The sequence below is a fragment of the Lentzea flava genome (assembly GCF_014648475.1).
Taxonomy (GTDB): domain Bacteria; phylum Actinomycetota; class Actinomycetes; order Mycobacteriales; family Pseudonocardiaceae; genus Lentzea; species Lentzea flava.
This window is the reverse complement of sequence record NZ_BMRE01000010.1, coordinates 130,061-152,811: the sequence shown is the minus strand read 5'-3', so window position 1 is coordinate 152,811 and position 22,751 is coordinate 130,061. Positions and strand designations below refer to the sequence as shown.

Annotated in this window: 16 protein-coding genes; 10 read left to right on the top strand and 6 right to left on the bottom strand. The window is 68.9% G+C overall.

Going from position 1 to position 22,751, the window contains the following annotated elements; genetic code table 11:
* Positions 1-161 precede the first annotated feature (161 nt).
* Positions 162-1,511, top strand: a complete 1,350-nt coding sequence (locus IEZ09_RS15085) for a sensor histidine kinase (protein WP_189254297.1) — start codon at positions 162-164, stop codon at positions 1,509-1,511.
* Here IEZ09_RS15085 and IEZ09_RS15080 read toward each other — a convergent pair.
* Positions 1,501-2,400 (bottom strand): TAXI family TRAP transporter solute-binding subunit, encoded by a 900-nt coding sequence (locus IEZ09_RS15080; protein ID WP_189254296.1) that lies wholly within the window; start codon positions 2,398-2,400, stop codon positions 1,501-1,503. The genes IEZ09_RS15085 and IEZ09_RS15080 overlap by 11 nt on opposite strands.
* Positions 2,401-2,511: 111 nt before the next feature.
* On the opposite strand from IEZ09_RS15080, the gene dctA reads away from it, so the two are divergent.
* The 6 genes from dctA (at position 2,512) to IEZ09_RS15050 (ending at position 13,122) form a co-directional block, all read left to right on the top strand.
* Complete coding sequence (dctA, locus tag IEZ09_RS15075) at positions 2,512-3,861, top strand: C4-dicarboxylate transporter DctA (protein ID WP_189254295.1); 1,350 nt, start codon at positions 2,512-2,514, stop codon at positions 3,859-3,861.
* Positions 3,862-4,405: 544 nt separating this feature from the next.
* Positions 4,406-8,929 (top strand): glutamate synthase large subunit, encoded by a 4,524-nt coding sequence (gltB, locus tag IEZ09_RS15070; protein ID WP_189254294.1) that lies wholly within the window; start codon positions 4,406-4,408, stop codon positions 8,927-8,929.
* Entirely contained in the window at positions 8,922-10,427 is a 1,506-nt protein-coding gene (locus IEZ09_RS15065; protein ID WP_189254293.1) for a glutamate synthase subunit beta, read from the top strand. Before gltB ends, IEZ09_RS15065 begins: the two co-directional genes overlap by 8 nt.
* A gap of 404 nt (positions 10,428-10,831) precedes the next feature.
* Complete coding sequence (locus IEZ09_RS15060; RefSeq protein WP_189254292.1) at positions 10,832-11,149, top strand: hypothetical protein; 318 nt, start codon at positions 10,832-10,834, stop codon at positions 11,147-11,149.
* A 154-nt stretch (positions 11,150-11,303) separates the two neighbouring features.
* Positions 11,304-11,780, top strand: coding sequence for a carbonic anhydrase (locus IEZ09_RS15055; RefSeq protein WP_229812571.1), 477 nt, complete (start codon positions 11,304-11,306; stop codon positions 11,778-11,780).
* 13 nt (positions 11,781-11,793) lie between these two features.
* Positions 11,794-13,122, top strand: a complete 1,329-nt coding sequence (locus IEZ09_RS15050; RefSeq protein ID WP_189254290.1) for a SulP family inorganic anion transporter — start codon at positions 11,794-11,796, stop codon at positions 13,120-13,122.
* Positions 13,123-13,166: 44 nt separating this feature from the next.
* On the opposite strand, the gene IEZ09_RS15045 is transcribed toward IEZ09_RS15050, so the two are convergent.
* Positions 13,167-14,051 (bottom strand): tetratricopeptide repeat protein, encoded by an 885-nt coding sequence (locus IEZ09_RS15045; RefSeq protein WP_189254359.1) that lies wholly within the window; start codon positions 14,049-14,051, stop codon positions 13,167-13,169.
* 81 nt (positions 14,052-14,132) lie between these two features.
* Complete coding sequence (locus IEZ09_RS15040) at positions 14,133-15,353, bottom strand: CHRD domain-containing protein (protein ID WP_189254289.1); 1,221 nt, start codon at positions 15,351-15,353, stop codon at positions 14,133-14,135.
* Positions 15,354-15,520: 167 nt separating this feature from the next.
* Between IEZ09_RS15040 and IEZ09_RS15035 the strand changes: the two genes are divergently transcribed.
* Both IEZ09_RS15035 and IEZ09_RS15030 read left to right on the top strand, forming a co-directional pair.
* Entirely contained in the window at positions 15,521-15,973 is a 453-nt protein-coding gene (locus IEZ09_RS15035) for a COG4315 family predicted lipoprotein (RefSeq protein WP_189254288.1), read from the top strand.
* Positions 15,974-16,054: 81 nt separating this feature from the next.
* Positions 16,055-16,867 carry a DNA/RNA non-specific endonuclease gene (locus IEZ09_RS15030; protein WP_189254287.1) on the top strand — a complete coding sequence of 271 codons (813 nt, stop codon included), beginning with the start codon at positions 16,055-16,057 and terminating at the stop codon, positions 16,865-16,867.
* Here IEZ09_RS15030 and IEZ09_RS15025 read toward each other — a convergent pair.
* A complete protein-coding gene (locus IEZ09_RS15025; protein WP_189254286.1) occupies positions 16,857-19,724 on the bottom strand; it encodes an NACHT domain-containing protein in 2,868 nt (955 codons plus the stop codon). The genes IEZ09_RS15030 and IEZ09_RS15025 overlap by 11 nt on opposite strands.
* 52 nt (positions 19,725-19,776) lie before the next feature.
* Positions 19,777-21,696 carry a helicase-associated domain-containing protein gene (locus IEZ09_RS15020; RefSeq protein ID WP_189254285.1) on the bottom strand — a complete coding sequence of 640 codons (1,920 nt, stop codon included), beginning with the start codon at positions 21,694-21,696 and terminating at the stop codon, positions 19,777-19,779.
* Positions 21,697-21,771: 75 nt separating this feature from the next.
* Here IEZ09_RS15020 and IEZ09_RS15015 point away from each other — a divergent pair, with 75 nt between their 5' ends.
* Entirely contained in the window at positions 21,772-22,419 is a 648-nt protein-coding gene (locus IEZ09_RS15015; RefSeq protein ID WP_189254284.1) for a DUF2461 domain-containing protein, read from the top strand.
* Here IEZ09_RS15015 and IEZ09_RS15010 read toward each other — a convergent pair.
* Positions 22,367-22,711 carry a VanZ family protein gene (locus tag IEZ09_RS15010; RefSeq protein ID WP_189254283.1) on the bottom strand — a complete coding sequence of 115 codons (345 nt, stop codon included), beginning with the start codon at positions 22,709-22,711 and terminating at the stop codon, positions 22,367-22,369. The two genes, IEZ09_RS15015 and IEZ09_RS15010, sit on opposite strands and share 53 nt — an antisense overlap.
* Positions 22,712-22,751: the final 40 nt, after the last annotated feature.

Below are 22,751 nucleotides of genomic sequence, written 5' to 3'. Positions count from 1 at the left end.
GAACTGTTCGGTGTCCGTGGAGATCACCCGCGCCGATCCCGAGCCCGCTGGAAACCTGGACAAGACCCGGATCGTGGCGGACTCACGTCCACTCGCACGTCGGGTAACGGTGACGAAGCTCCGCAAGACATCCACTGGCGGGTGCGGAACAATCGCGGCTGATGCTCCGCCGACTGCTTGTCATCACCGTCCCGTTGCTCGTCGCCCTGGTCGCGGCGCTCGGCATCCCGCTGGCGTCCGCGGTGGTGCAGCGCGAAACGCAGACCACCTACCTCGACCGGCTCGGTGACGCGCGGCGGTTCGCCTCGCTCGCGGAGAGCGCGCTGCAGTCGGACCGGCTTCTCGCGCTCGACTTCGAGATCCAGCGCTACGACCAGCTCTTCGACATCCCCGTCGCGCTGGTCAGCGCCGACCGGCGGCTCCTGCTCACCTCCCGCCGCGGCTTCAACCCCACCAACGATCCCGAGGTCGTCGCGGTCCTGGCCGAGGCGCTCAACGGGATCCAGCCCGACACCGACTACGCGGCCTGGCCGTGGCGGACCGGTCCGATGGTCGTCGTCGAACCCGTCGGGCGCGACAGCGAGGCCGTCGCCGCGGTCGTCACCGTCTCGCCGACGGGTGCGCTCAGGGGCGAGGTGCTGCGCCAGTGGGGGCTCATGGCGCTGGCGGGGCTCGCCCCGATGCTGGCCGTGGTCGCCGCCGCCTGGCCCATGTCGCGGTGGGTGCTGCGGCCGGTCCGCAGGCTCGACGAGGCCACCGCGGCGGTCGCGGCCGGCAACCTCGACGTGCGGGCGGACGAGGTCGGCGGGCCTCCTGAGCTGCGCAGGCTCGCGAGGAGCTTCAACACCATGGTCGACGTCGTCGGAAAGGCGCTGAACAGGCAGAAGGCGTTCGTCGCCGACGCGTCGCACCAGCTGCGCAATCCGCTCGCGAGTCTCCGGCTCGCCGTCGACAACCTCGCGCCGCACGTGGACGACGAGCACGGCAAGGAGGCGCACCAGATCGCCGTCGACGAGGCCGAGGAGATGGGCCGCGTGCTCGACACGCTGCTCGCCGCGACCCGCCTGGACAGTGCCCGGCAGACCGAGCCCGTCGAGATCGACCAGCTGCTCGTGACCCACAAACCCGCCTGGGAGGCGCTCGCGGCGAAGTCGGGCGTCACGCTGAAGATCGACGTGCCGGCCGGCCTCACCATGCAGGAACCGCCCGGCGGGCTCGGCAGCGTGCTGGACGAGCTGGTCAGCAACGCGATCCGGCTCGCGGGCGCCACCGAGGTCCGGATCACCGGCAAACCCGGCGAGCTGCACGTCGTCGACAACGGCGAGGGTCTCTCCGCCGACGAACGCGAGCTGGCGCTGCAGCGGTTCTGGCGCGCCACCAAGCACCAGAACATCGCGGGCACCGGGATGGGTCTCGCCATCTGCGCGGAACTGATCGAGTCGGCGGGCGGGACGCTCACGCTGCACGACGCCGGGCCCGGCCTCGACGTGAAGGTCTCGCTCAGCGCTTGACGGACCGGAACCAGCGCGCGGCGCCGTCGTGCAGCGGCACCCGGCCGGTGGCGATGCCGGTGCGGACGTTGATCCGCGCCGCCTCGGGATGTCCCTCGACGATCCGCGCGGTCTCGGTGAACACCGTGCGGGTCACGACCTCGACGACGTCCGCGCTCAGCGTCTCGTGCGCGAGCAGCAGGTTCGGCACCGCGAACGTCTTGTTCGACGGCAGCGCCTCGTAGGTCTTCGCGGGGATCGTCGCCGGGATGTACGGGCCGCGGAACGTGTCGGAGAACTCGATCGCCTCGTCCGGGATGTCGATCAGCCGGACGTTGCCGCGCAGATCGGTGATCGCGGGCGTGGGGATGCCCGTCAGGGCGAGCATCGCGTCCAGTGATCCCTCTGCCACCCGGCGCGAGGCCTCCGCGTGCGCCATGCGTTCGGCCACTGTGGACACGCCGAAGTGGTTCAGCATCCGCGTGCCGGTGAACTCGGTGCCGGAACCGATGGGGCCCAAGGAGATCCGCTTGCCCGCGAGGTCGCGGAACTTCTCGACGGGGGAGATCGCCGGGACCGCGATCTGCATGAAGCTGTCGTAGAGCCGCCCGACCGCGCGGACCTTCTCCGGCTCGTCGATGGGGTCCAAAGAGGACAGGGCGAGCTGGGCACCGCCGGACTTCAGCAGCCGGAGGTTCTCGACGGAGGCCGCGGTCGGCAGCGGGATGACCTTCGTGCCGGGCAGCTGCTCGGCCAGCGCCTCCGCCAGTGCGCCGCCGACCTCGCGGAACACGGCGCCGTCCGGCCCGGTCGCGAGCACCAGTTCTGCGGGTGCCTCGACCTTGCGCGGGGTACACCCGGCCAGAGCCAGGCCGGCCCCTAACAGAAGTGTGCGACGGCTGAGCGACACGGAAGAAGACTAGCTGTTACGTCAGAGCTGTCTGAAGTTTCCGTGTGTCGCCTTGTCGCTGTGCGTGGCGCGGCTCACCCTCCTACCCAACACGAAGTTCGAGGAGGAACCGTGGCGACCACCACAGCAGGCCGCAAACCGATCTACAAGCACCTGTACTTCTGGGTGCTGGTCTCCATCGTGCTGGGCGCAGCGGTCGGCTTCCTGTTCCCGAAACAGGCATCCGAGATGAAGTGGCTCGCCGACCTGTTCGTCAACCTCGTCAAGGTCGTCATCGCGCCGACCATCTTCGCGACGATCATCGTCGGCATCGCCGGTCTCGGAAACCTGGCCAAGGCGGGCGGGCTGGCGCTGCGGACGATTCTCTACTTCACCGCGATGACGACGGTGGCGCTCGCCATCGGTCTCATCGTCGTGAACATCGTGCAGCCGGGTCACCACGGCGGTGAGATCGAGCTGAACGCGAAGGCCGCCGACGCCACGCTGAAGTCGGCCTCGAGCGCGGAAACCGGTGTCACCGGCTTCATCCTGAGCCTGATCCCGAAGTCGTTCGTCAGTGCCTTCACGGACGGTCAGCTGATCCAGGTCCTCGTCATCGCGATCCTCGTGGCCGTCGCCGTCGCGGGCATGGGCGAGCGCGGTGCCAGGGTCGTCTCCGCGATGGAGACCCTGTCCAAGGTCATGTTCGGCATCATCAAGATCGTCATGTACGCGGCGCCGATCGGTGCCTTCGGCGGCATCGCCTACACGGTCGGCAAGTTCGGCGGCGGCATCCTCAGCAAGCTGCTGTGGCTGATGGGTTCCTTCTACGCCACCTGTTTGCTGTTCATCGTCGTCGTGCTCGGCATCGTGGCGAGGATCGCGGGCTTCAGCCTGTTGAAGTTCCTGCGCTACATCAAGGACGAGATCCTCATCGTGCTCGGCACGTCGTCCAGCGAGTCCGTCCTGCCGCGCATGATGGTCAAGCTGGAGGCGGCGGGCGCCCAGAAGTCGGTCGTCGGCCTCACCATCCCGACCGGCTACTCGTTCAACCTCGACGGCACGTGCATCTACCTGACCATGGGCGCGATCTTCATCGCCCAGGCCACCGGGCACGACGTGTCGATCGGCGTGCAGATCGGCCTGCTGCTGTTCATGCTGATCGCGTCGAAGGGCGCGGCGGGCGTCACCGGCGCCGGTCTCGTCACCCTGGCCGCCTCGCTGCAGGCCTTCGAGGCCCACTCGGCCATCCCCGCGGTCGGCATCGCGCTGATCGTCGGCATCGACCGCTTCATGTCCGAGGCCCGCGCCATCACCAACGTGATCGGCAACGGTGTGGGCTCCCTGGTCGTCGCCGCCTGGCAGAAGGGCCTCGACAAGGAGCGCCTGAACGAGGTGCTGGACAACCCGGACCTGGTCGACGTGGACCACCTGCTCGAGCAGCAGCACGCGGAGTCCGACAAGGCGGCTGCCGCCCACTGAGAAACGTCCGTGACCGGAGGCGTCTCTCCCCGCCTCCGGTCACGAGACCATCGACCTCCATGTATGCCGAGGTCCCGCTCTCCCCGCATGCGGCGCGGGGTGAACGGGACCTCGGTCTCGTTTGGTGGAAAACAATCCCGGTTAACGCGAATGGACGGTGCGCACACGGCTACGGGCAGCGATGTGAGCGTCCGCTAACTGAGACGGTAGGCGGCTGACCAGCCAACATGCTCGGGTACCCGGCGGATCCAGTGGTAAACCGCGAATGTCGCGCAGCTCTCATCAGCCTGGATGACCTTGAACGTTCGGTTACGCTTACCCGGATGTAACGAACCTCGACGTCCGCTGCAATGTCGCTCAGCGCTGGGAAATCGTTACGCTTCCATGACCTAGATCACCCATTGGCGGGTGTCCCTGGGTTTCGCGGCTGTTAAAGTCGCGTCAACACGCGGGCCATCGTCGTCCCGTGCTCCACCTGTTGGTTCGAGGTCTGAGCACGAGGACTTTAGTTCTTTACGCGAGGACGACGAAGGAGGTCTGCGCAGTGATCTTCTCCGCCATCCCCGGCCCCCCGGGTCTCTACGACCCCGCTGACGAGCGCGACGCCTGCGGTGTCGCCATGGTGGCCGACATCCAGGGCAGGCGTTCGCACGGCATCGTGAGCGATGCCCTGACAGCGCTGGCCAACCTGGAGCATCGTGGCGCCGCCGGCGCCGAGCCCACCTCGGGTGACGGTGCCGGCATCCTTCTCCAGCTGCCGGACGAGTTCCTGCGCGCCGTGGTCGACTTCGACCTGCCGGAACGCGGCCGGTACGCGGCGGGAATCGCCTTCCTGCCGTTTGAGGCCGAAGAACGTGCTGCGGCGGTGGAACAGATCGAGCGCATCGCCGAGGAAGAGAACCTGGTGGTTCTCGGCTGGCGCGACGTGCCCGTCGACCCGGAGACGGCGAACGTCGGCCCGACCGCGCTGTCGGTGGCGCCGCACTTCGCGCAGCTGTTCGTCAAGGGCACGCGCGACGAGGCCGGCATCGCGCTGGACCGCCTGGCGTTCTGCCTGCGCAAGCGGGTCGAGCACGAGGGCAGCGTGTACTTCCCGTCGCTGTCCGCGCGCACGATCGTCTACAAGGGAATGCTGACGACCGAGCAGCTGCCTGCGTTCTTCCCCGACCTGCACGACGAGCGCCTCTACACGGCGATCGCGTTGGTGCACAGCCGCTTCTCCACGAACACCTTCCCCTCGTGGCCGCTCGCGCACCCGTTCCGGTTCGTCGCGCACAACGGTGAGATCAACACCGTGCGCGGCAACCGCAACCGCATGCGCGCCCGCGAGGCGTTGCTGGACAGCGATCTCATCCCCGGCGACCTCGCGCGGCTCTTCCCGATCTGCGACCCGGACGGCTCGGACTCGGCGTCGTTCGACGAGGTGCTGGAGCTGCTGCACCTCGGTGGCCGCAGCCTGCCGCACGCGGTGCTGATGATGATCCCGGAGGCGTGGGAGAACCACGCCACGATGGACCCGAAGCGCCGTGCGTTCTACCAGTTCCACGCCTCGCTGATGGAGCCGTGGGACGGCCCGGCGTGTGTCACGTTCACCGACGGCGAGATCGTCGGCGCGGTGCTCGACCGCAACGGCCTGCGTCCCGCCCGCTGGTGGCAGACCGCGGACGGCCGCGTCGTGCTGGCATCCGAGACCGGTGTGCTCGACGTGCCGTCCGACCAGGTGGTCGCGAAGGGCAGGCTGCAGCCGGGCCGCATGTTCCTGGTGGACACCACCCAGGGCCGCATCATCGACGACGACGAGCTCAAGTCGGCGCTCGCCTCGGAACAGCCCTACGACGAGTGGCTGCACGCGGGTCTGCTCGACCTCGCCGACCTCGCCGACCGCGAGCACGTGGTGCAGAGCCACGAGTCGGTCGTGCGCCGTCAGCTCACCTTCGGCTACACCGAGGAGGAGCTGCGGATCCTGCTCACGCCCATGTCGATCTCGGGCGCCGAGCCGCTCGGCTCCATGGGCACGGACACGCCGGTCGCCGCGCTGTCGCAGCGTTCCCGGCTGCTCTACGACTACTTCGTGCAGAACTTCGCCCAGGTCACCAACCCGCCGCTGGACGCGATCCGCGAGGAGATCGTCACGTCCGTCAAGCGCGTGATGGGGCCTGAGCAGAACCTGCTCGACCCCGGCCCGGTGTCGTGCCGCCACATCACGCTCGACTACCCGGTCATCGACAACGACGAGCTCGCCAAGCTCATCCACATCAACGACGACGGCGACCTGCCGGGCTTCGCGTGCACCGTCCTGTCCGGACTGTACGAAGTGGACGGTGGTGGCGAGGCTCTCGCGGCGGCGATCGAGCGCGTGCGCCGCGAGGCGTCCGAGGCGATCGCGAACGGTGCCCGCACGCTGGTGCTGAGCGACCGCGACTCCGACCACCGGATGGCGCCGATCCCGTCGCTGCTGCTGGTCTCCGCGGTGCACCACCATCTGGTGCGCACCAAGGAACGCCTGCGCGTCGCGCTCGTCGTCGAGTCCGGCGACTGCCGCGAGGTCCACCACGTCGCCGCGCTGCTGAGCTACGGCGCCGCCGCGGTGAACCCGTACCTCGCGTTCGAGACGATCGAGGACCTGATCAGCCAGGGCGCCATCACCGGCGTGCCCGCGCACAAGGCGATCCGCAACTACGTCAAGGCGCTCGTCAAGGGCGTCCTGAAGATCATGTCGAAGATGGGCATCTCGACGGTCGGCGCCTACACCGCGGCGCAGATCTTCGAGGCCGTCGGCCTGTCCAACGACCTGCTGGACGAGTACTTCACCGGCACGCAGTCCAAGCTCGGCGGTGCCGGGCTGGACGTGCTCGCCGAGGAGGTCGCGCTGCGCCACCGCCGCGCGTTCCCGGACAACCCGACCGACCGAGCGCACCGCAAGCTCGAGGTCGGCGGCGAGTACCAGTACCGCCGCGAGGGCGAGCTGCACCTGTTCACGCCGGAGACGGTGTTCCTCCTGCAGCACGCCACGAAGACGCGCAAGGAGGACGTCTTCCGCCGCTACACCGCGGAGGTCGAGCGCCTCTCGCGGCAGGGTGGCACGCTGCGCGGGTTGTTCAAGTTCCGCACCGAGGGCCGCACGCCGATCCCGATCGACGAGGTCGAGCCGGTCAGCTCGATCGTCAAGCGCTTCAACACCGGCGCCATGTCGTACGGCTCGATCTCGGCGGAGGCGCACGAAACCCTCGCCATCGCGATGAACCGCCTCGGCGGCCGGTCGAACAGCGGTGAGGGCGGCGAGGACCGCGAGCGCCTGTACGACCAGGAGCGCCGTTCCGCGGTCAAGCAGGTCGCGAGTGGACGGTTCGGCGTCACGAGCGAGTACCTCGTGAACTCCACGGACATCCAGATCAAGATGGCGCAGGGCGCGAAGCCCGGCGAGGGCGGTCAGCTGCCCGGCTTCAAGGTCTACCCGTGGATCGCGCGCACCCGGCACTCGACGCCGGGCGTCGGCCTCATCTCGCCGCCGCCGCACCACGACATCTACTCGATCGAGGACCTGGCGCAGCTCATCCACGATCTGAAGAACGCGAACGAGCAGGCGCGGGTTCACGTGAAGCTCGTCTCGTCGATCGGTGTCGGCACGGTCGCGGCGGGTGTCGCCAAGGCCCACGCGGACGTCGTGCTGATCTCCGGCTACGACGGCGGCACGGGTGCCTCGCCGATGAACTCGCTCAAGCACGCGGGAACGCCGTGGGAGATCGGCCTCGCCGAGACCCAGCAGACGTTGCTGCTCAACGGTTTGCGCGACCGCATCACCGTCCAGGTCGACGGCGCGCTGCGCACCGGCCGTGACGTCGTCGTCGCGGCGCTGCTGGGCGCGGAGGAGTTCGGCTTCGCCACGGCACCGCTGATCGTCGCGGGCTGCGTGATGATGCGCGTCTGCCACCTGGACACGTGCCCGGTCGGCGTCGCCACGCAGAACCCCGACCTGCGCGCCCGCTACACCGGCCAGGCCGACCACGTCGTGAACTTCTTCGAGTTCGTGGCGCAGGAGGTCCGCGAGCTGCTGGCGGAGCTCGGTTTCCGCACGATCGACGAGGCCGTCGGTCACGCCGAGCTGCTCGACAAGGACGAGGCGATCGAGCACTGGAAGACCGCGGGCCTCAACCTGAACCCGGTCTTCGAGGTGCCGGAAACCCCGTACCCGACGGCGAAGCGCAAGATCCGCGAGCAGGACCACGGCCTGGACAAGGCGTTGGACCGCACGCTGATCCAGCTCGCCGAGGCGGCGCTGGAGGACGCGCACCAGGTCAACCTGGAACTGCCCGTCCGCAACGTCAACCGCACCGTCGGCACGCTGCTCGGCGCCGAGGTCACCCGCCGCTACGGCGGCGAGGGCCTGGAGGACGACACGATCCGGGTGAAGCTCACCGGATCGGCGGGCCAGTCGCTCGGCGCGTTCCTGCCGCGCGGCATCACGCTGGAGATGGTCGGTGACGCGAACGACTACGTCGGCAAGGGCCTGTCCGGCGGCCGGATCATCGTCCGCCCGCACGACGACGCGCCGTTCCGCGCCGAGGACCAGGTGATCGCGGGCAACGTGATCGGCTACGGCGCCACGTCCGGCGAGGTGTTCCTGCGCGGCCGCGTGGGTGAGCGCTTCTGCGTCCGCAACTCCGGCGCCCTGCTGGTGGCGGAAGGCGTTGGCGACCACGCGTTCGAATACATGACCGGCGGCCGGGCCGTGGTGCTCGGGCCGACCGGGCGCAACGTCGCGGCCGGCATGTCCGGCGGCATCGCGTACGTGCTCGACCTGGACCCGTTGTCGGTGAACCAGGAGATGGTGCAACTGCAGCGCCTCAGCGCCGAGGACCTGCGTTGGCTCAAGGACGCCGTCACCAAGCACTACGAGCACACCGGCTCTGCCGTTGCTGCTTCGCTGCTCGGTGACTGGACCCGACGGGCCGGTGCGTTCACGAAGGTCATGCCCGGCGACTACCAGCGCGTTCTCGAGGCCATGCGCCTCGCCCGCGCCGAGGGCCGGGACGTCGACCAGGCTGTCATGGAGGCGTCTCGTGGCTGATCCACAGGGTTTCATGAAGTACACCCGCTCCGACGCGCCGAAGCGTCCGAAGCCGGAACGGTTGCAGGACTGGAACGAGGTCTACCTCCAGGAGGCCCCGGAGGAGCGCAACGCCGCCGTGCAGACGCAGGCGACGCGCTGCATGGACTGCGGCATTCCCTTCTGCCACAGCGGAACCGCGGGCTGCCCGCTCGGGAACCTGATCCCAGAGTGGAACGACCTGGTGCGCCGCGGCGACTGGGAGCTCGCCTCCGACCGCCTGCACGCCACCAACAACTTCCCGGAGTTCACGGGCCGGCTGTGCCCGGCGCCGTGTGAGGCCGCGTGTGTTCTCGCGATCTCGCACGACGCGGGTGGTGCCGTCGCGATCAAGCGCGTCGAGGAGACGATCGCGGACATGTCGTGGGAGAACGGCTACGTCCAGCCGTTCACGGCCGCGGTGTCCTCCGGCAAGCGCGTCGCGGTCGTCGGCTCCGGTCCGGCAGGTCTGGCCGCCGCACAGCAGCTGACCCGCGCCGGGCACGAAGTCGTGGTGTACGAACGGGACGACCGCCTCGGCGGCCTGCTGCGGTACGGCATTCCCGAGTTCAAGATGGAGAAGAAGGTCCTCGACCGCCGTCTGGCTCAGCTTCGCCGTGAGGGCACCAAGTTCGTCACCGGCTGCGAGGTCGGCGTCGACGTCACGGTCGAGCAGCTGCGTGCCGAGTTCGACGCCGTCGTGCTGGCCGTCGGTGCTCTGCGCGGCCGCGACGACAAGTCGACTCCTGGGCGTGAGCTCAAGGGCATCCACCTCGCGATGGACCACCTGGTTCCCGCGAATCGCGCCTGCGAGGGCGACGGCCCGTCCGCGATCTCGGCAGAGGGCAAGCACGTCATCGTCATCGGCGGTGGCGACACGGGCGCCGACTGCTACGGCACCGCGACCCGCCAGGGCGCGCTGTCGGTGACGCAGCTCGACCAGTACCCGATGCCGCCGACCGTCCGCGACGACGAGCGCTCGCCGTGGCCGGTGTGGCCGCACATCCTGCGCACGTACCCGGCGCACGAGGAGGCGGGCGAACGCCGCTTCACCGTGGCGGTCAAGCGTTTCGTCGGCGACGACGACGGTCACGTGCGCTTCATCGAACTGCAGCAGGTGCGCGTCGAGAAGGACTCGTCCGGCCGCCGCTCGGTGATCCCGGTGTCCGACGAGATCGAGATCCTGCCCGCGGACATGGTGCTGCTGGCGATCGGCTTCGAGGGCGTCGAACACATGCGCCTGCTCGACGACCTGGGCATCTCGCTGACGACGCGCGGCACCATCTCGTGCGGCTCCGACTGGCAGACGACCGCGCCCGGCGTGTTCGTGTGCGGCGACGCCCACCGCGGTGCTTCGCTCGTGGTGTGGGCGATCGCGGAGGGGCGGTCCGTGGCCAACGCCGTGGACAAGTTCCTCACGGGGTCCTCGAACCTGCCCTCGCCGGTGATTCCGAACCAGCTTCCGCTCGCTGTGGTCTGACAACGGGGTCAGATCAGCGGAGAGCAGCATGACGCCCCGGCCGACAACGGAGTCGACCGGGGCGTTCGCCTTCTCTGCGGTGGACGGTCATGAAACCTCGCCTCGATCCGCAGCGAGTTCAGAGGCGCGCTCTGGGACGCCCCGAGCCTCGGCGTGCTCGCCCTACGCGGTGTGCACCTTTCTCGCGACTGCGGTCGGCCGCATTCATGAAGCCTGGTGTGGCAAGGGGGCATCGGACGAATACGGGGCGAATTCTGTGACTAGCCGTTCCATTGAGTGAGACCAGAAGTTCTTTCGGGTGAATTCGACGCGTGATACGGGCGATCTACGTCTCGCATATCGCGCAACTTGTCCCGTTCGGGCGAAACTGGTAGCTGTAGATCAACTCGGTCGGGGGGTGTGTCGTGCGCAGTGTGCTGCTGGCGGTCGTCATCGCCCTGTGCGCCGTGCTCGCCCCCGCCGTGACGCCCGTGTCGATCGGCGCGCCGCCGCCGAAGTCGAAAACCTCCGTGCCCAAGGAGGAAGCGCCCCGCGAGGAGCGCGAGCCGAGCCGGCTCCGCCTCACCGTGACCCCCGTCGACCGCGTGACCAGCGTGGCGAGGCCGTCGGAAGTGACGGCGCACGCGCACCGCGAAGAGCACGGCGTCGTCGTGCTGGTGTCCGCGGCCGAATCGACAGCGGTGTGGCGCACACCGCCCGCATTGCAGGTGTTCCGGAACTGATCGGTCCCCACTGTCCGATCAAAACCGAACATTTTCCTAGCAGTGAGGGATTCCCATGGACTTCCATCGCTTTGTTCAGCATGCCCGGGCACACGCCAAGACGCGTTCCCGTGCCGCTGGTCAGAAGCTCGCGGCTGGTCAGCAGCCCACGACGATGTTCATCACGTGCGCCGATTCCCGCATCGTGACGGCCGAGATCACCGGGGCCGAGCCGGGTTCGCTCTTCGAATTGCGCACCGCGGGCAACGTCATTCCTCCGTACTCGCTCACGGCGCCCACCAGCGAGATGGCCACGATCGAGTTCGCGGTGCTGCAGCTCGGGGTCAGCGAGATCGTCGTCTGCGGCCACTCCTACTGCGGCGCGGTCATGGCGCTGAACGGCGCGAAGATCGACCACCTGCCGGCGATGCGGGGCTGGCTGCGCCCACGGCAGCGGACGCGGCAGCCGAGCGACCCGGCGATGCGCGCGGAGGGGCAGGAGCACGTGCGCGAGCAGCTGGACGTGCTGCTGGCGTACCCGTTCGTCGCCGAGAAGGTGGCGAACGGCGAGCTGCGCGTGCACGGCTGGTTCTACGACATCGAGACCGGTGAGGTCTCGGCCTGTGCCGAGCAGGCTTTCCTTCCGCTGTAGGGGTTTCGCGCAGATGAAGAAGTATTGGGCCGATCTCGGGGCGTCGGTCGTCGTGTTCCTCGTGGCGCTGCCGCTGTGCGTTGGTGTGGCGGTCGCGTCCGGGGTGCCGGCCGAGCTCGGCATCGTGACCGGTGTGGTGGGCGGCATTGTCGTCGGCATGCTGCCGGGAAGCAGCTTGCAGGTGAGCGGGCCGGCGGCCGGGCTCACCGTTCTCGTCGCGGATGCCGTTGCCAGGCACGGCATCCAGGCGCTTGGTGTGATCGTGCTGGGGGCCGGCCTGCTCCAGGTCGCGCTGGGCTTAGCCCGGTGCGGACGGTGGTTCCGCGCCATCTCGCCGTCGGTCGTGCAGGGCATGCTGGCGGGCATCGGGCTGGTGCTGATCTTCGGGCAGCTCAAGCACGTGGTGGTGTCGCCGGTGGCGATGGCGCTGGGCGTGCTCACTGTCGTGATCATGCTGCTGTGGCAACGGACTCCGCTGAGTCTGGTGCCCGGCATGCTCGTCGGTGTGGTCGTGTGCACTGGGATCGCGGTGTTGTTCGGTTCGGAGGTGGCGCGCATCGAGGTCGGCACGCTGTCGACGGACGTGCACCTGCCGGACTTCTCGTTGCTCGACACCGGAGTCGTGGGCACCGCAGTCGTGTTCGCCCTCGTCGCGTCGGCGGAGAGCATGTTCAGCGCGGCCGCGGTGGACCGGATGCACGACGGGCCGCGCACGCAGTACAACCGTGAACTGGTGGCGCAGGGTGTGGGCAACTCGATCTGCGGTCTGCTGGGGGCACTGCCGATGACGGCGGTGATCGTGCGCAGCGCGGCCAACGTCCAGGCCGGTGCGCGCACCAAGGCGTCGCGGGTGCTGCACGGCGTGTGGCTGCTGTTGTTCGTCGTGTTGCTGCCCGGCCTTCTCACCCTCATCCCCATCGCCGTGCTGGCCGCGGTGTTGGTGCACGCCGGGTGGAAGCTGCTCGGTCTCAAGCAGGTCGTCACGTTGTGGCGCACGGACAAGCCGGAGGGCGCCGTGCTGGTGCTGACGGCGGGGCTCATCGTGGCAACCGACCTGCTGACTGGCACGCTCGTCGGTCTCCTGGCCGCGGTCGTGAAGACGGCGTGGGACGTCTCGCGCCTGTCCGTCACGATCACCACGGACGGGGTCGCGCTCAAGGGCAACGCGACCTTCCTGCGGTTGCCGCGGCTGCTCGACGCGCTGGACCGCGTCGACACCGAGCACGTGCGGATGGACCTCAGCGGGGTCCGGCACCTCGACCAGGCCTGCGGACAGGCCATCGACCAGTGGGTGGACCAGTCGCGCCGGGCGGGGCGCACCGTCGAGCTGGTCGGCAGATAGCGCGATGACGGGGCCGGTTCAGCGTCGCACCGGTCTCCTTCGTCCTACTGGAGCCGGCCGCAGCACTTCCCGTACGTGCTGCCGGAGCCGCACCAGCACGGCGCGTTCGGCCCCGGCGGCCACGCGGTGGCGAGGTCGTCGTTGATGGACTCCGTGACATAGGCGCACAGGGTCTCTTCGTCCATCGGATCGCCGCCCGTGCGGCTCGCGAGCTCGGTCAGCCGGTCCACCATCAGCGGCACCATGACGAAGCGCTCACCGGATTCGGACAGCTCGCGGTGGTACAGCTCGTTGTCGCGCATCATGGCGTCGACATCGGTGCGGGGCACGAGCTCCGGCCACTTCTCGTGGGCGCGCGGCACCTCGGCACGAGGCCAGAACGCCACGATCGTCGCCTCGATCCCTTTCTGGGACCTCTCGGCGGCCAACGTCGCCCTCATTTGCCGCACGAGCTCCTCGAAGCGGCGGGCCGCGGGTTCGGCCGCCTTGTCCAGATCGTCCTCCGGCAGGCCGAGCTTCTGACGCACCTCGCGCCGGCTCATGGCGAGAGGCCGGTCGGCCAGGCCGCGGGGTTCCTCCTGGGCGACCGCGAGGTCGTACCAGTTCAGCGCTTCCTCGAACTCGCCGCGTCGGCGCATGAGTTCGCCGGCCTGTTCGTACGGTTCGGGGTAGTCCGGCCACGTCTTGCGGAGAGCGCGGAGCTGAGCCCGTGCTTCGTCGTCCCGGCCGAGGTCGAACAGCACCTCCGCCAGGAGAACTCTCGGGTGGTCGTGATCCTCGACGCCGAGTTCGACCGCTTCGGTCAGCAGCTCGATCGCCCGGTCGTGGTCTCCGGCCTCGTGCCACGCCCTGGCGGCGTCCAGCAGAAAGCCCTCCCGATCCTCCTCGAGGTCTTCGTCGAGGAGGCGGGCTTTGTCGGCGGCGTCCATTCGGAGCAATCTACTCCGGAAATGGGAGGCGCCTCGGCCGTGGGGGTCGCGGCCGAGGCGCCTGGTATTCGGATGGTCTGGCTAGTGAGAAGTGAACTGGCCGCGAACGGCTCCACCGGGGAACGGACCGGTGTGCAGGTTCGAGTAGAAGTCCTTCGGCGACTTCTTGAGCGCGTCCAGCGTGGCTTTGTCAGCCGTGGCCGTGCCGGAGACCGCGAAGATGCCCTGCGGGACGGCGGTGCCGAAGAACGTGATCTTCACCGGGCCGTTGACGCCCTTGGCGCCCTGGTGGACGTGGCCCAGCGTCGGCGCGTCGATGTTCACCCACGCCAGCGAGAAGTCGACACCGCTGCCAGAGGGCTGCACGAACGTGACGGCCTGGCCGTCAGGGTCGCCGACCTTCGGGCCGCCCTGCACCGGCACCTCGTTGCGGCCGTTGGAGAACGCGCGGAGCTTGCCGCCCTTGATGATGTCGAGCGGGTTGACGTGCTTGCCGAGCGGCTTGAGCTGGGCGCGCACGGCGCCGCCCGGCCGGTCGGTGCTGTGCAGGTTCACGTAGAAGCCCGCGGGGTTCTTGCGGATGTCCTCTGCCAGCTTCGGGTCGATCACCGTCTGCCCGGCGGCCGCGGACACCGTGTCCGGCATCGGGGTCGTGAACAGGCCGACCTTCACCGGACCGTTCTGACCCGCCACGCCCTGGTGGATGTGGCCGAGCGTGATCGGGGCCGTCTTCTTCCACTCCAGCGCGAACGTCACGCGGTCGCCGCGGACCTCGACCAGCGCCTTGGCCGACCCGTCCTCGTCACCCACGGCCGGACCGCCGGGCGTGGGCACCTCCTGCTTGCCGTCGAGGTCGGCGGAGAAGAAGAACGGCTTGCCCTTGACCGGCGCGGGCGCGGGTTGACCGGTGGTCGGCGCGGGGTTCTGGCCACCGTGCTCACCGTGGCCGCCGCCGGCCTTCGTGGCGGTCGGCTTGTCGGCGGAACCACCGGCGTCGATGTTCAGCACGGGGCCGTCGGCGGTGAAGTTCTGGAAGACCGAACCGCCGTTCTTCACGACCACGCGGACCTCGATCGGGCCGTTGCCCGGCTTCACGGTGAAGGTGCGCGACTCGCCCTTCTTCGCACCGTCCAGACAACGCCCTTCGAGGACGTCGGCGGCGCAGAACGTGGCCTCGTACCCGGCCTGGTTCGTGATCTTGACGGTCACGGCGTCCTGAGCGGCGGACGCCGGCGTCACCACCGCGAGGCCGAGCGTGGCGCCCAGCAGGCATGCGGCAGCGACAGTTTTGTTGCGAGACATGGGATGTACTCCAAGGCTCCTCAGTGGGAGTCGGGGGGTCTGGCGGACCCGACACCACCAACACGGATGCCGGCCGGATCCGGTTCAACCAATTTTCTTTGGTTGAACCAAAGGTCGCCTGCGGACGTGTCGTCGTCGGAACAGGGACACCCCGCAAGGAGACGAAGATGCACGTACGTATGGGAATTCTCGCTCTGCCCGCACTGCTCGCGACGCTGGTGGCCTGCGGAAACGAGGCGCCACAACAGGTTTCGCAGCAGGAGGTGCCCGTACAGGCCGAGGTGAGGATCGCGCAGTCCGACCTCGGGCCGATCCTGGTCGACCAATCAGGACGGACGCTCTACGCGTTCACCAAGGACGAGAACTCCTCCAGCGCGTGCGACGCCGACTGCATCGCCGTCTGGCCCGCCCTGACCGCGCAGTCCGAGGTGCAGGCGAAGGAGGGCGCGGACGCGAACCTGGTCTCGCAGATCGAGGAGAGCTCCCAGGCCGTGTACGGAAAGTGGCCGCTCTATTACTACGTGGGAGACAAGGTCGCGGGTGACCTGAACGGCCAGGGCGTCGACGAAGAGTGGTTCGCGATCGCCCCGGACGGCAAACTGGTCAAGAAGACCGCATGAACACTGGGCCGATCGGGTGTATCCGGCTAACGGTCCCATGAGATGAGTCGACCCCCAAGGTGAACCAGTAGGGGGCGACACATGACCAGTGCAGGATTTGACGCGAAGTTCCTCGGGACGCTCGCCGGCATCCCGGTGCTGAGCGAGTCCGGAGCCGCGGACGCGGTCGAGCTCGACGGCTCGACCACGATCGACTACACGCACTTCTCGCTCGCGATGAGCAAGTCGCGCAGGTTCGCGAGCTGGGTCGCGTGGAACATCGACGGCGGTGAGCTGAAAGCGCTGAGCCGCAGCAACATCCCGTTCGTCAAGGACCCGCGCGTCCCGGCCGAGTTCCAGGTCGGCGACGAGCTCTACCGCGACAACAGGCTCGACCGCGGCCACCTGGCCCGCAGGGCCGACCTGTGCTGGGGTCCGAAGGCGGAGGCGCAGAAGGCGAACAGGGACTCGTTCTTCTTCACGAACATCACGCCGCAGATGGACGACTTCAACCAGAGCACGAAGGAAGGGCTCTGGGGCAGGCTCGAGGAGGCGGTGCTCGCGGACGTCGACGTCGACAACCTCAAGGTCAGCGTGTACGGCGGCCCGGTCTTCAACGTCGACGACCGGCTGTTCCGCGGCGTCGCGATCCCGCGCGAGTTCTACAAGGCGATCGCGTTCGTGGTGAACGGCGAGCTGCGCTGCAGCGCGTTCCTGCTCACGCAGAACCTCGTCCTGGCCGAGGCGCTCGACCTGGACGAGTTCCGCGTGTTCCAGGTGTCGCTGACCGAGCTGGAGAAGCGGGTGAACCTCACCTTCCCTGCCGAGCTGCACGCCGCCGACACCGCGTCGGTGCAGCTGCTCGACGAGACCGAGCGCAAGCCGCTCGACAGCCTCTCCGACATCAGGTGGTGATGCGCACGGCAGGCAGCTGCTGACGCAGTTTCTCCAGCCGGGCAAGCGATTCCGGCTGGTGCACGACGAGGTGTTCCAACGCCGGCAGCACGCGCACGTCGTCCGCCGACGGCACACCGAACACCTCGAGCACGACGATGGTCGGCCACCGCTCCAGCCCCGCCAGCAGGTAGGGCGGGCGGTGGTCGATCGCCAGCTCGCGCAACGCGGGCAGGTCCGGCAGCGCGGCCAGCCCGTCGTCAATCGCCTCGTCGTGGATCTGCAGCCGCCGCAGCGTTCCGCCTGCCAGCGTCGCCAGGTCGACCTTGCTGAAGTGCAGGTGCAACTCGTCGAGGTTCTTCACCGGCGACAGGTCGATCCGGCCGAGCGGACGGCACCGGCTCAGGTGCAGTTCCTTCAACGACCGGGACCGCGCCAGCGGCGAGAGGTCGTGCATGACCTCGTTCTGCCACAGCTCCAGCCGGTGCAGCGACGGCATCTCCGCGAGCGGGTCGAGCGGGTTGATGTTGCCGATGCACCGGACGTTCCGCAGGTACTTCAGGTGCTTGATGAACTGGATCCGGTGCCAGCCCCGCACGTCGACCCTGCGGTCACCGAAATCCACTTTGGACAGCACGGTCTCGGCGTACTGCTCAGTGTCCGGTGTGTTCCGCCACGCCCGCAGCAGCTCGTCGATGACCATCGCGTGATCGACGGCAGCGAACTCGGCGATTCGCTCCCACGCGCCCTCACCGCCGATGTTGGCCAGCGTCCGCACGATGTACGGGGCCTCCTTCACGGCTTCCGGGCCGGGCAACAGGTCCACGACGAACGGCCCCGCCTCGGACAACGCGTCGGCGTGCACGAAGCTCTTCGGCGGGATCAGCGACGCCGCGGCCCGCGTCACCTGCTCCCGCGCCGTCTCCGGCTCGATCACGTCGGCCTGGTCGAGGCACGCCAGCGCGAGCAGCCGCAGCTTGTCGCGTCCGCGCTCGTCCTTGCGCGTGTCGTCGTTGCCGGCCAACAGTTCCATCAGCACGCGGGCCCGTTCACGCGGACGAGCGTGCGCGACCGCCATCACCACGACGTCGTGCCACTCGTCGAGATGTGCCCTGTCCACCAACAGGTTCAGGTCACCGGCGTCGACGACCTCCTTGGCCGCCAGGTAGTCCCGGAACGTCCGGTGCACGAACTGCACCCGCTCGGACGAGACCTCCCGCAGCAGCCCCGCCCGTTCGAGCAGCCGCTGCATCGCGTCGTCCGGGTCGATGTCGTGCGACCGCAACCCGCGCATCGCGTTCCCCAGCCGGTGCACGGCTTCCGATCGCGGCACCATCAGCTCCCGGTTGCGCACCAACGAGTACGCGAACCGTTGCAGCAGAACGAGCTGCTCCTCCTTGGAGAACGACGGCAGAGCCAGCCCGCGATCCTCGTCCCAGCGCACCAGCAGCAGGTCCAGAGCTGCCTCGTACAGCGACCGCCGATCGCGCGGCAGGTGCATGTTCCGGTCCTGGTGCAACGCGCACAACAGCCCTGCCAGCAACGGACTCGACGCCAGCCGTCGCAGGTCGGGCCGTCTCGCCAGCGTGGCGATCAGCCGCGTCTCGCACTCGGTCAGCCACACCCGGGCCTCCCGTGTCAGGCCTGGTTCGTCGCGCGCGGCGGTGTGCCAGGCCTCCACGAAGTCGCGGACTCCCTTGTCGCTCAACGGCAACAGGTCGAACGCCGTGAAGTCGCACTCCTCCATCCAGTCCTCGGGCACGGCGGAGGGACGGGTGGTGATCGCGTACCGCGCCTGCGGATAGGCGTTCACCAGCCGGCAGAGCCACTGGCGTGCCTCCTCCCGCCGTTCCGAGACCAGTTCGTCCACGCCGTCGACGAGAACGAGCGCCCGCCCTTCCCTCAGCCGCGCGGTGACCCACCCGGCGGGCTTCTCCTCCTCGATCATCGAGGCGGTCGGTGAGATGAACTCCTCCGGCTTCGGCAACGTCGTGTACTGCCGCAGCGGCACGAAGAACGGCACCAGCCCGAGCCACTCGTTGCCGGAGGTCCGCGTCTCGCCCAGCGCGTTCATCGCGAGCCAGCGCAGGAACGTCGTCTTGCCCGCGCCCGCACCACCCCGGATCAGCACCCGAGGCGTGTTCACCAGCGCGGTCTCCACCGGCAGCCCGGCGCCGCTCAGCTCGTCGTCGGCGTCGCCGACCCGCGCCACCGCCAGCGACACGTACGAGCTGTCGAACGAGTGCCGCCGCGGCGCGCGTCCCCGCGACACCCCGAACAGCTCCAGCCCGCCCAGCGAGTGCGCGACCTGGTCGGCGTAGCGGTCCTCGAAGTCCCGATGCGCCGCCATCAGTGCCCGCTGCTGCTGGTCGGGGAGCCGTGCCACGGCCTTCGCTGTCGCCTGGCTGATCTGGAGCGTCTCCACCGCGAGCCGCCGCGCGTACTCCGGTTGGGACTGCACCAGTTCCACGACGGCGACGCACACGCGCTCCAGCAACGCGTCGTAGACCGCCGTCGCCAGGTCGGACAGGCCGGCCGACCGCCGGATCTTCTCCGACCGGGACAGCACGTACTTCCGCAACGACGCGGGCGTCAGCATCACCTGCAGCGCCTCGTCCTCCCGCAGCGGCAACGAGGCCTCGATCGACTCGAGCACCGCGTCCACCGCGGCCTGCCACTCGTGCCGCTCGATGGCGCTCAGCTCACCGCGGGCGAGCTCGGCGCTCACCCGTTCGATCAGCGGCCCCGGCCTGGTCAGCTCGCGTTGGCGCTTCTTGTCCCTGGCACCTTTGTGCACGATGTCGAAGAGACCGAGCAGGACGCGCTCCAGCACGGTCTCCAGCACCATCAGCAGTCCGGCGGAAAACGGATCGGCCACCTGTCCAGTATCAGCGCGTGATCACCTGCGTCAGCCGGACTTCACCAGCTGTTCACGCGGGCACCGCGACCTCGCGGACGTGGCCGATGTCGAACTCCCGTGTCGAGCCGTCCTCGCATTCCGCGGTCAGCACGCCCTCCAGGTGCTTGGCCGGCGTGATCACGTGCGTCTCCAGCTGGCGGGGGCCGCTCGCGTACTTGATCTCGACCCGGTGGCCCGCGACGAGGGCCGTCGCGAGAATCAGCACCTCCTCGTCGCGCAGGAAGACGTTCTGGTCGCGCAGCATTCGCGCCGCGTTGGCCCGCGGTGTGCCCCGTCTGACGGTCGGCCGCTCCTGCTCGACCAGCCGGACCGCGAGCTGGATCAGCTCCTCCTCGGCCAGTTCGGTGCGCCACCACCGGTCAGGGCGCCGCTCACCCCTGGCAGGCGCCCGCCGCCGTTCGACCCGCTCCACAATGGACTGATCACCGGCGTTCAGCCCGGTCGGCGCGTACCCGGCCCGCCGCAACGCCGCGAGCGTCTCCGTCATCGGCTGCGCGGACGCCAGCACCGTCGGCGTGAGGAACCGCAGCTTCAGCGACGCCAGCCGCTTCGACCTGGCGATCTCCTGCAGCAGCGCCGGATCCTCCGCCCGCACGCAGCTCGCCACGTCGGTCACGGTGAGCTGCCCGTGCCGCCGTGCCACGTCCTGCACCTGGTACTCGATCACCTGCGGCAACGGCGCTTCCGACACGGCGGCGAGCTTCGCCAGCACCTCCTCGGCGCCGAGCCCGGTGTCCAGCGCCCGCCGCACCGACCCGGCGGACAGGCGCCACACCCGTGCCGCGTCGTTGTCCTCCAGGTCCGCCACCAGGTTCAGCGTCGCGCTCAGCCGCGGCGACGGCAGGCCGTTCACCACCGCCGTCATGTCCGTCTGGAACGCGGCCTTCTCGGTGGCGGGCGGCATCAGTTCGGTGGCGGCGGCCTCGACGTCACCGTTGTTCTTCACCGCCACACCTAATGGCGTCAGCGCGCCACCGGCGACCAGTCCCAGCGACTCGATCTCACTGATCACGGCCGCGGTCGCACGTGGATCGTGCACGGCGGGCCGCTCCCACACCAGGTCGTCCACCAGCTCGGTGACGTCCACGAAGGCCTGGTCGGCCGAGAACCGCTCCAGCGTCGTGCGCCGCAACGCGAGCCCGGCGGCACCGGTGTAGTCGCGCAACGCCGCCCGCGCCTGATCCGGCTCCGGCCGCCAGTCCATCCGCCGCCAGGCGTTGACCAGCGCCGCGAGCCGCGCGCCCGGATGCGAGTCGAGCCAGGCGTCACCGTGCTTGGTCGGCAGCAGCCGATGGCGTTCGACGCCGATCAGCTGCGCCTCGACCGCGAGCTCCAGCCACAGCCGCAGCACGGAGTCCGCGACCCGCAACACCCGTGCGACCCTGCGGATCTCCACCGTCGCCACGCCACCGGTGTAGCGGGCGTCGAACCCGTCCTGTTCGCAGTGCGCCAGCAACCGCGCGACACCGTCCACAGTGGACATGGTGGCGACCACGGGTGACACCGACGACGCCTTGCGCAGACGCGGGGGCGCGGGTCGCAACGTGAGCTGGTCGCGCACCGCTCCGTTCGCCCGCACCGAGTTCACCGCGATGAGCCTGGCCCCGTCCGGCCACGCCAGCGCCCGTTCCTTGAGCCGGCCGAACGCCCGCTCGAAGTCGTCGGCCGAGCAGTGCAGCTCGGCGCACACCTGGTCGACCGTCCCGGTGTTGCCCATCGCCACGATGGACCCGAGCACGTCGAGCGCGCCCTGGTCCAGTGTGTCCTCCGCGGCGTGCACCGAATCGGAGTCGGTGAGCTGTGTGGCGAGGTCCTTCAGCGTCCGCACGTAGCGGTCGGCCACGTCGCGGCGGTGCAGGAGGATCGCGGCCACCTCGTCCGGCTCGAGTCGGTGGAGCCAGGTCGCGAGCGCGTTGATACGGCGGGCCATTCGCCTGATTATGGCCGTGATTGTGTGCGCTCAAACGAATTTCACGCGCTTGGGCGATCAGCCTAGGCTGTTGCGGTGACGTTCAGCGGTTTCGGCGAGTACGCCATCGACTTCTACGACGGCCTCGAACTGGACAACTCGAAGGCGTACTGGGACGACAACAAGGAGACGTACCTGCGGGACGTGAAGGCGCCGATGGAGGCGCTGCTCGCCGCTCTCGAGAAGGAGTTCGGGCCGGGCAAGGTGTTCCGCCCGTACCGCGACGTGCGGTTCGCCAAGGACAAGACGCCGTACAAGACGCACTGCGGCGGAGTGATCGAGAAGGGCCGCGGCGGCGGCGCGTACTACGTGCAGGTCAGCTCGGAAGGTCTGGTGACCGGTGGTGGTTCGTACCACATGGCCCCTGACCAGCTCGCTCGTTACCGCGCCTCGGTCGACGCGCACGGCGTGCTGCTGCGCAAGATCATCGACAAGCTCGTCAAGCAGGGTTGGGAGCTGCACGGCGACGTGATGAAGTCGAAGCCCCGCGGGTTCGCCGACGACCACACCCACCTCGACCTGCTCAGGCACCGGTCGATCTGGGTGCGGAAGGTCTGGGAGCCCGACGACGTGCTGCACGAGCCCGCGTGCCTCGACCGCGTGCGCAAGTCGTGGCGGCAGCTCAAGGACTTCAACGCGTGGTGCGAGGACCACGTCGGCGTGAGCGAATCCAGGACCAGGTAGCCCAGCCCAGCGCGATGCCGAGCACGTCCACCAGCGCGTCGAGCACGTCGCCGCTGCGGTGCAGGGGCGTGATCAGTTCCTGCAGCACTTCCGAAACACCTGCGTAGACCACCAGCACCGGAAGAATGCGAGAAATCCTCGCGTAAAGGCCCGTGCAGGCGAGCAGGGCGAACAGCAGGGTGTGGATGACCTTGTCCGTACCCGGTGGCGCGGTCGGCACACCTGACTCCGGGGTGAACAAAACGACGACGCTGAGCAACGCCGCGGTCACGAACGGAAGGACTCGCCCCATTGTCAGAACATTACCCACGGGTAGTTCGGGATCGGTCCAG

What these genes read in the sequence shown, in the direction of transcription:
- IEZ09_RS15055 (WP_229812571.1), top strand. Translation starts at nt 11,304, where the DNA reads ATGTTCATCACGTGCGCCGATTCCCGCATCGTGACGGCCGAGATCACC.
- IEZ09_RS15050 (WP_189254290.1), top strand. Translation starts at nt 11,794, where the DNA reads ATGAAGAAGTATTGGGCCGATCTCGGGGCGTCGGTCGTCGTGTTCCTC.
- IEZ09_RS15035 (WP_189254288.1), top strand. Translation starts at nt 15,521, where the DNA reads ATGCACGTACGTATGGGAATTCTCGCTCTGCCCGCACTGCTCGCGACG.
- IEZ09_RS15045 (WP_189254359.1), bottom strand. Translation starts at nt 14,051, where the DNA reads ATGGACGCCGCCGACAAAGCCCGCCTCCTCGACGAAGACCTCGAGGAG.
- IEZ09_RS15020 (WP_189254285.1), bottom strand. Translation starts at nt 21,696, where the DNA reads ATGGCCCGCCGTATCAACGCGCTCGCGACCTGGCTCCACCGACTCGAG.
- IEZ09_RS15040 (WP_189254289.1), bottom strand. Translation starts at nt 15,353, where the DNA reads ATGTCTCGCAACAAAACTGTCGCTGCCGCATGCCTGCTGGGCGCCACG.
- IEZ09_RS15085 (WP_189254297.1), top strand. Translation starts at nt 162, where the DNA reads ATGCTCCGCCGACTGCTTGTCATCACCGTCCCGTTGCTCGTCGCCCTG.
- IEZ09_RS15030 (WP_189254287.1), top strand. Translation starts at nt 16,055, where the DNA reads ATGACCAGTGCAGGATTTGACGCGAAGTTCCTCGGGACGCTCGCCGGC.
- IEZ09_RS15010 (WP_189254283.1), bottom strand. Translation starts at nt 22,711, where the DNA reads ATGGGGCGAGTCCTTCCGTTCGTGACCGCGGCGTTGCTCAGCGTCGTC.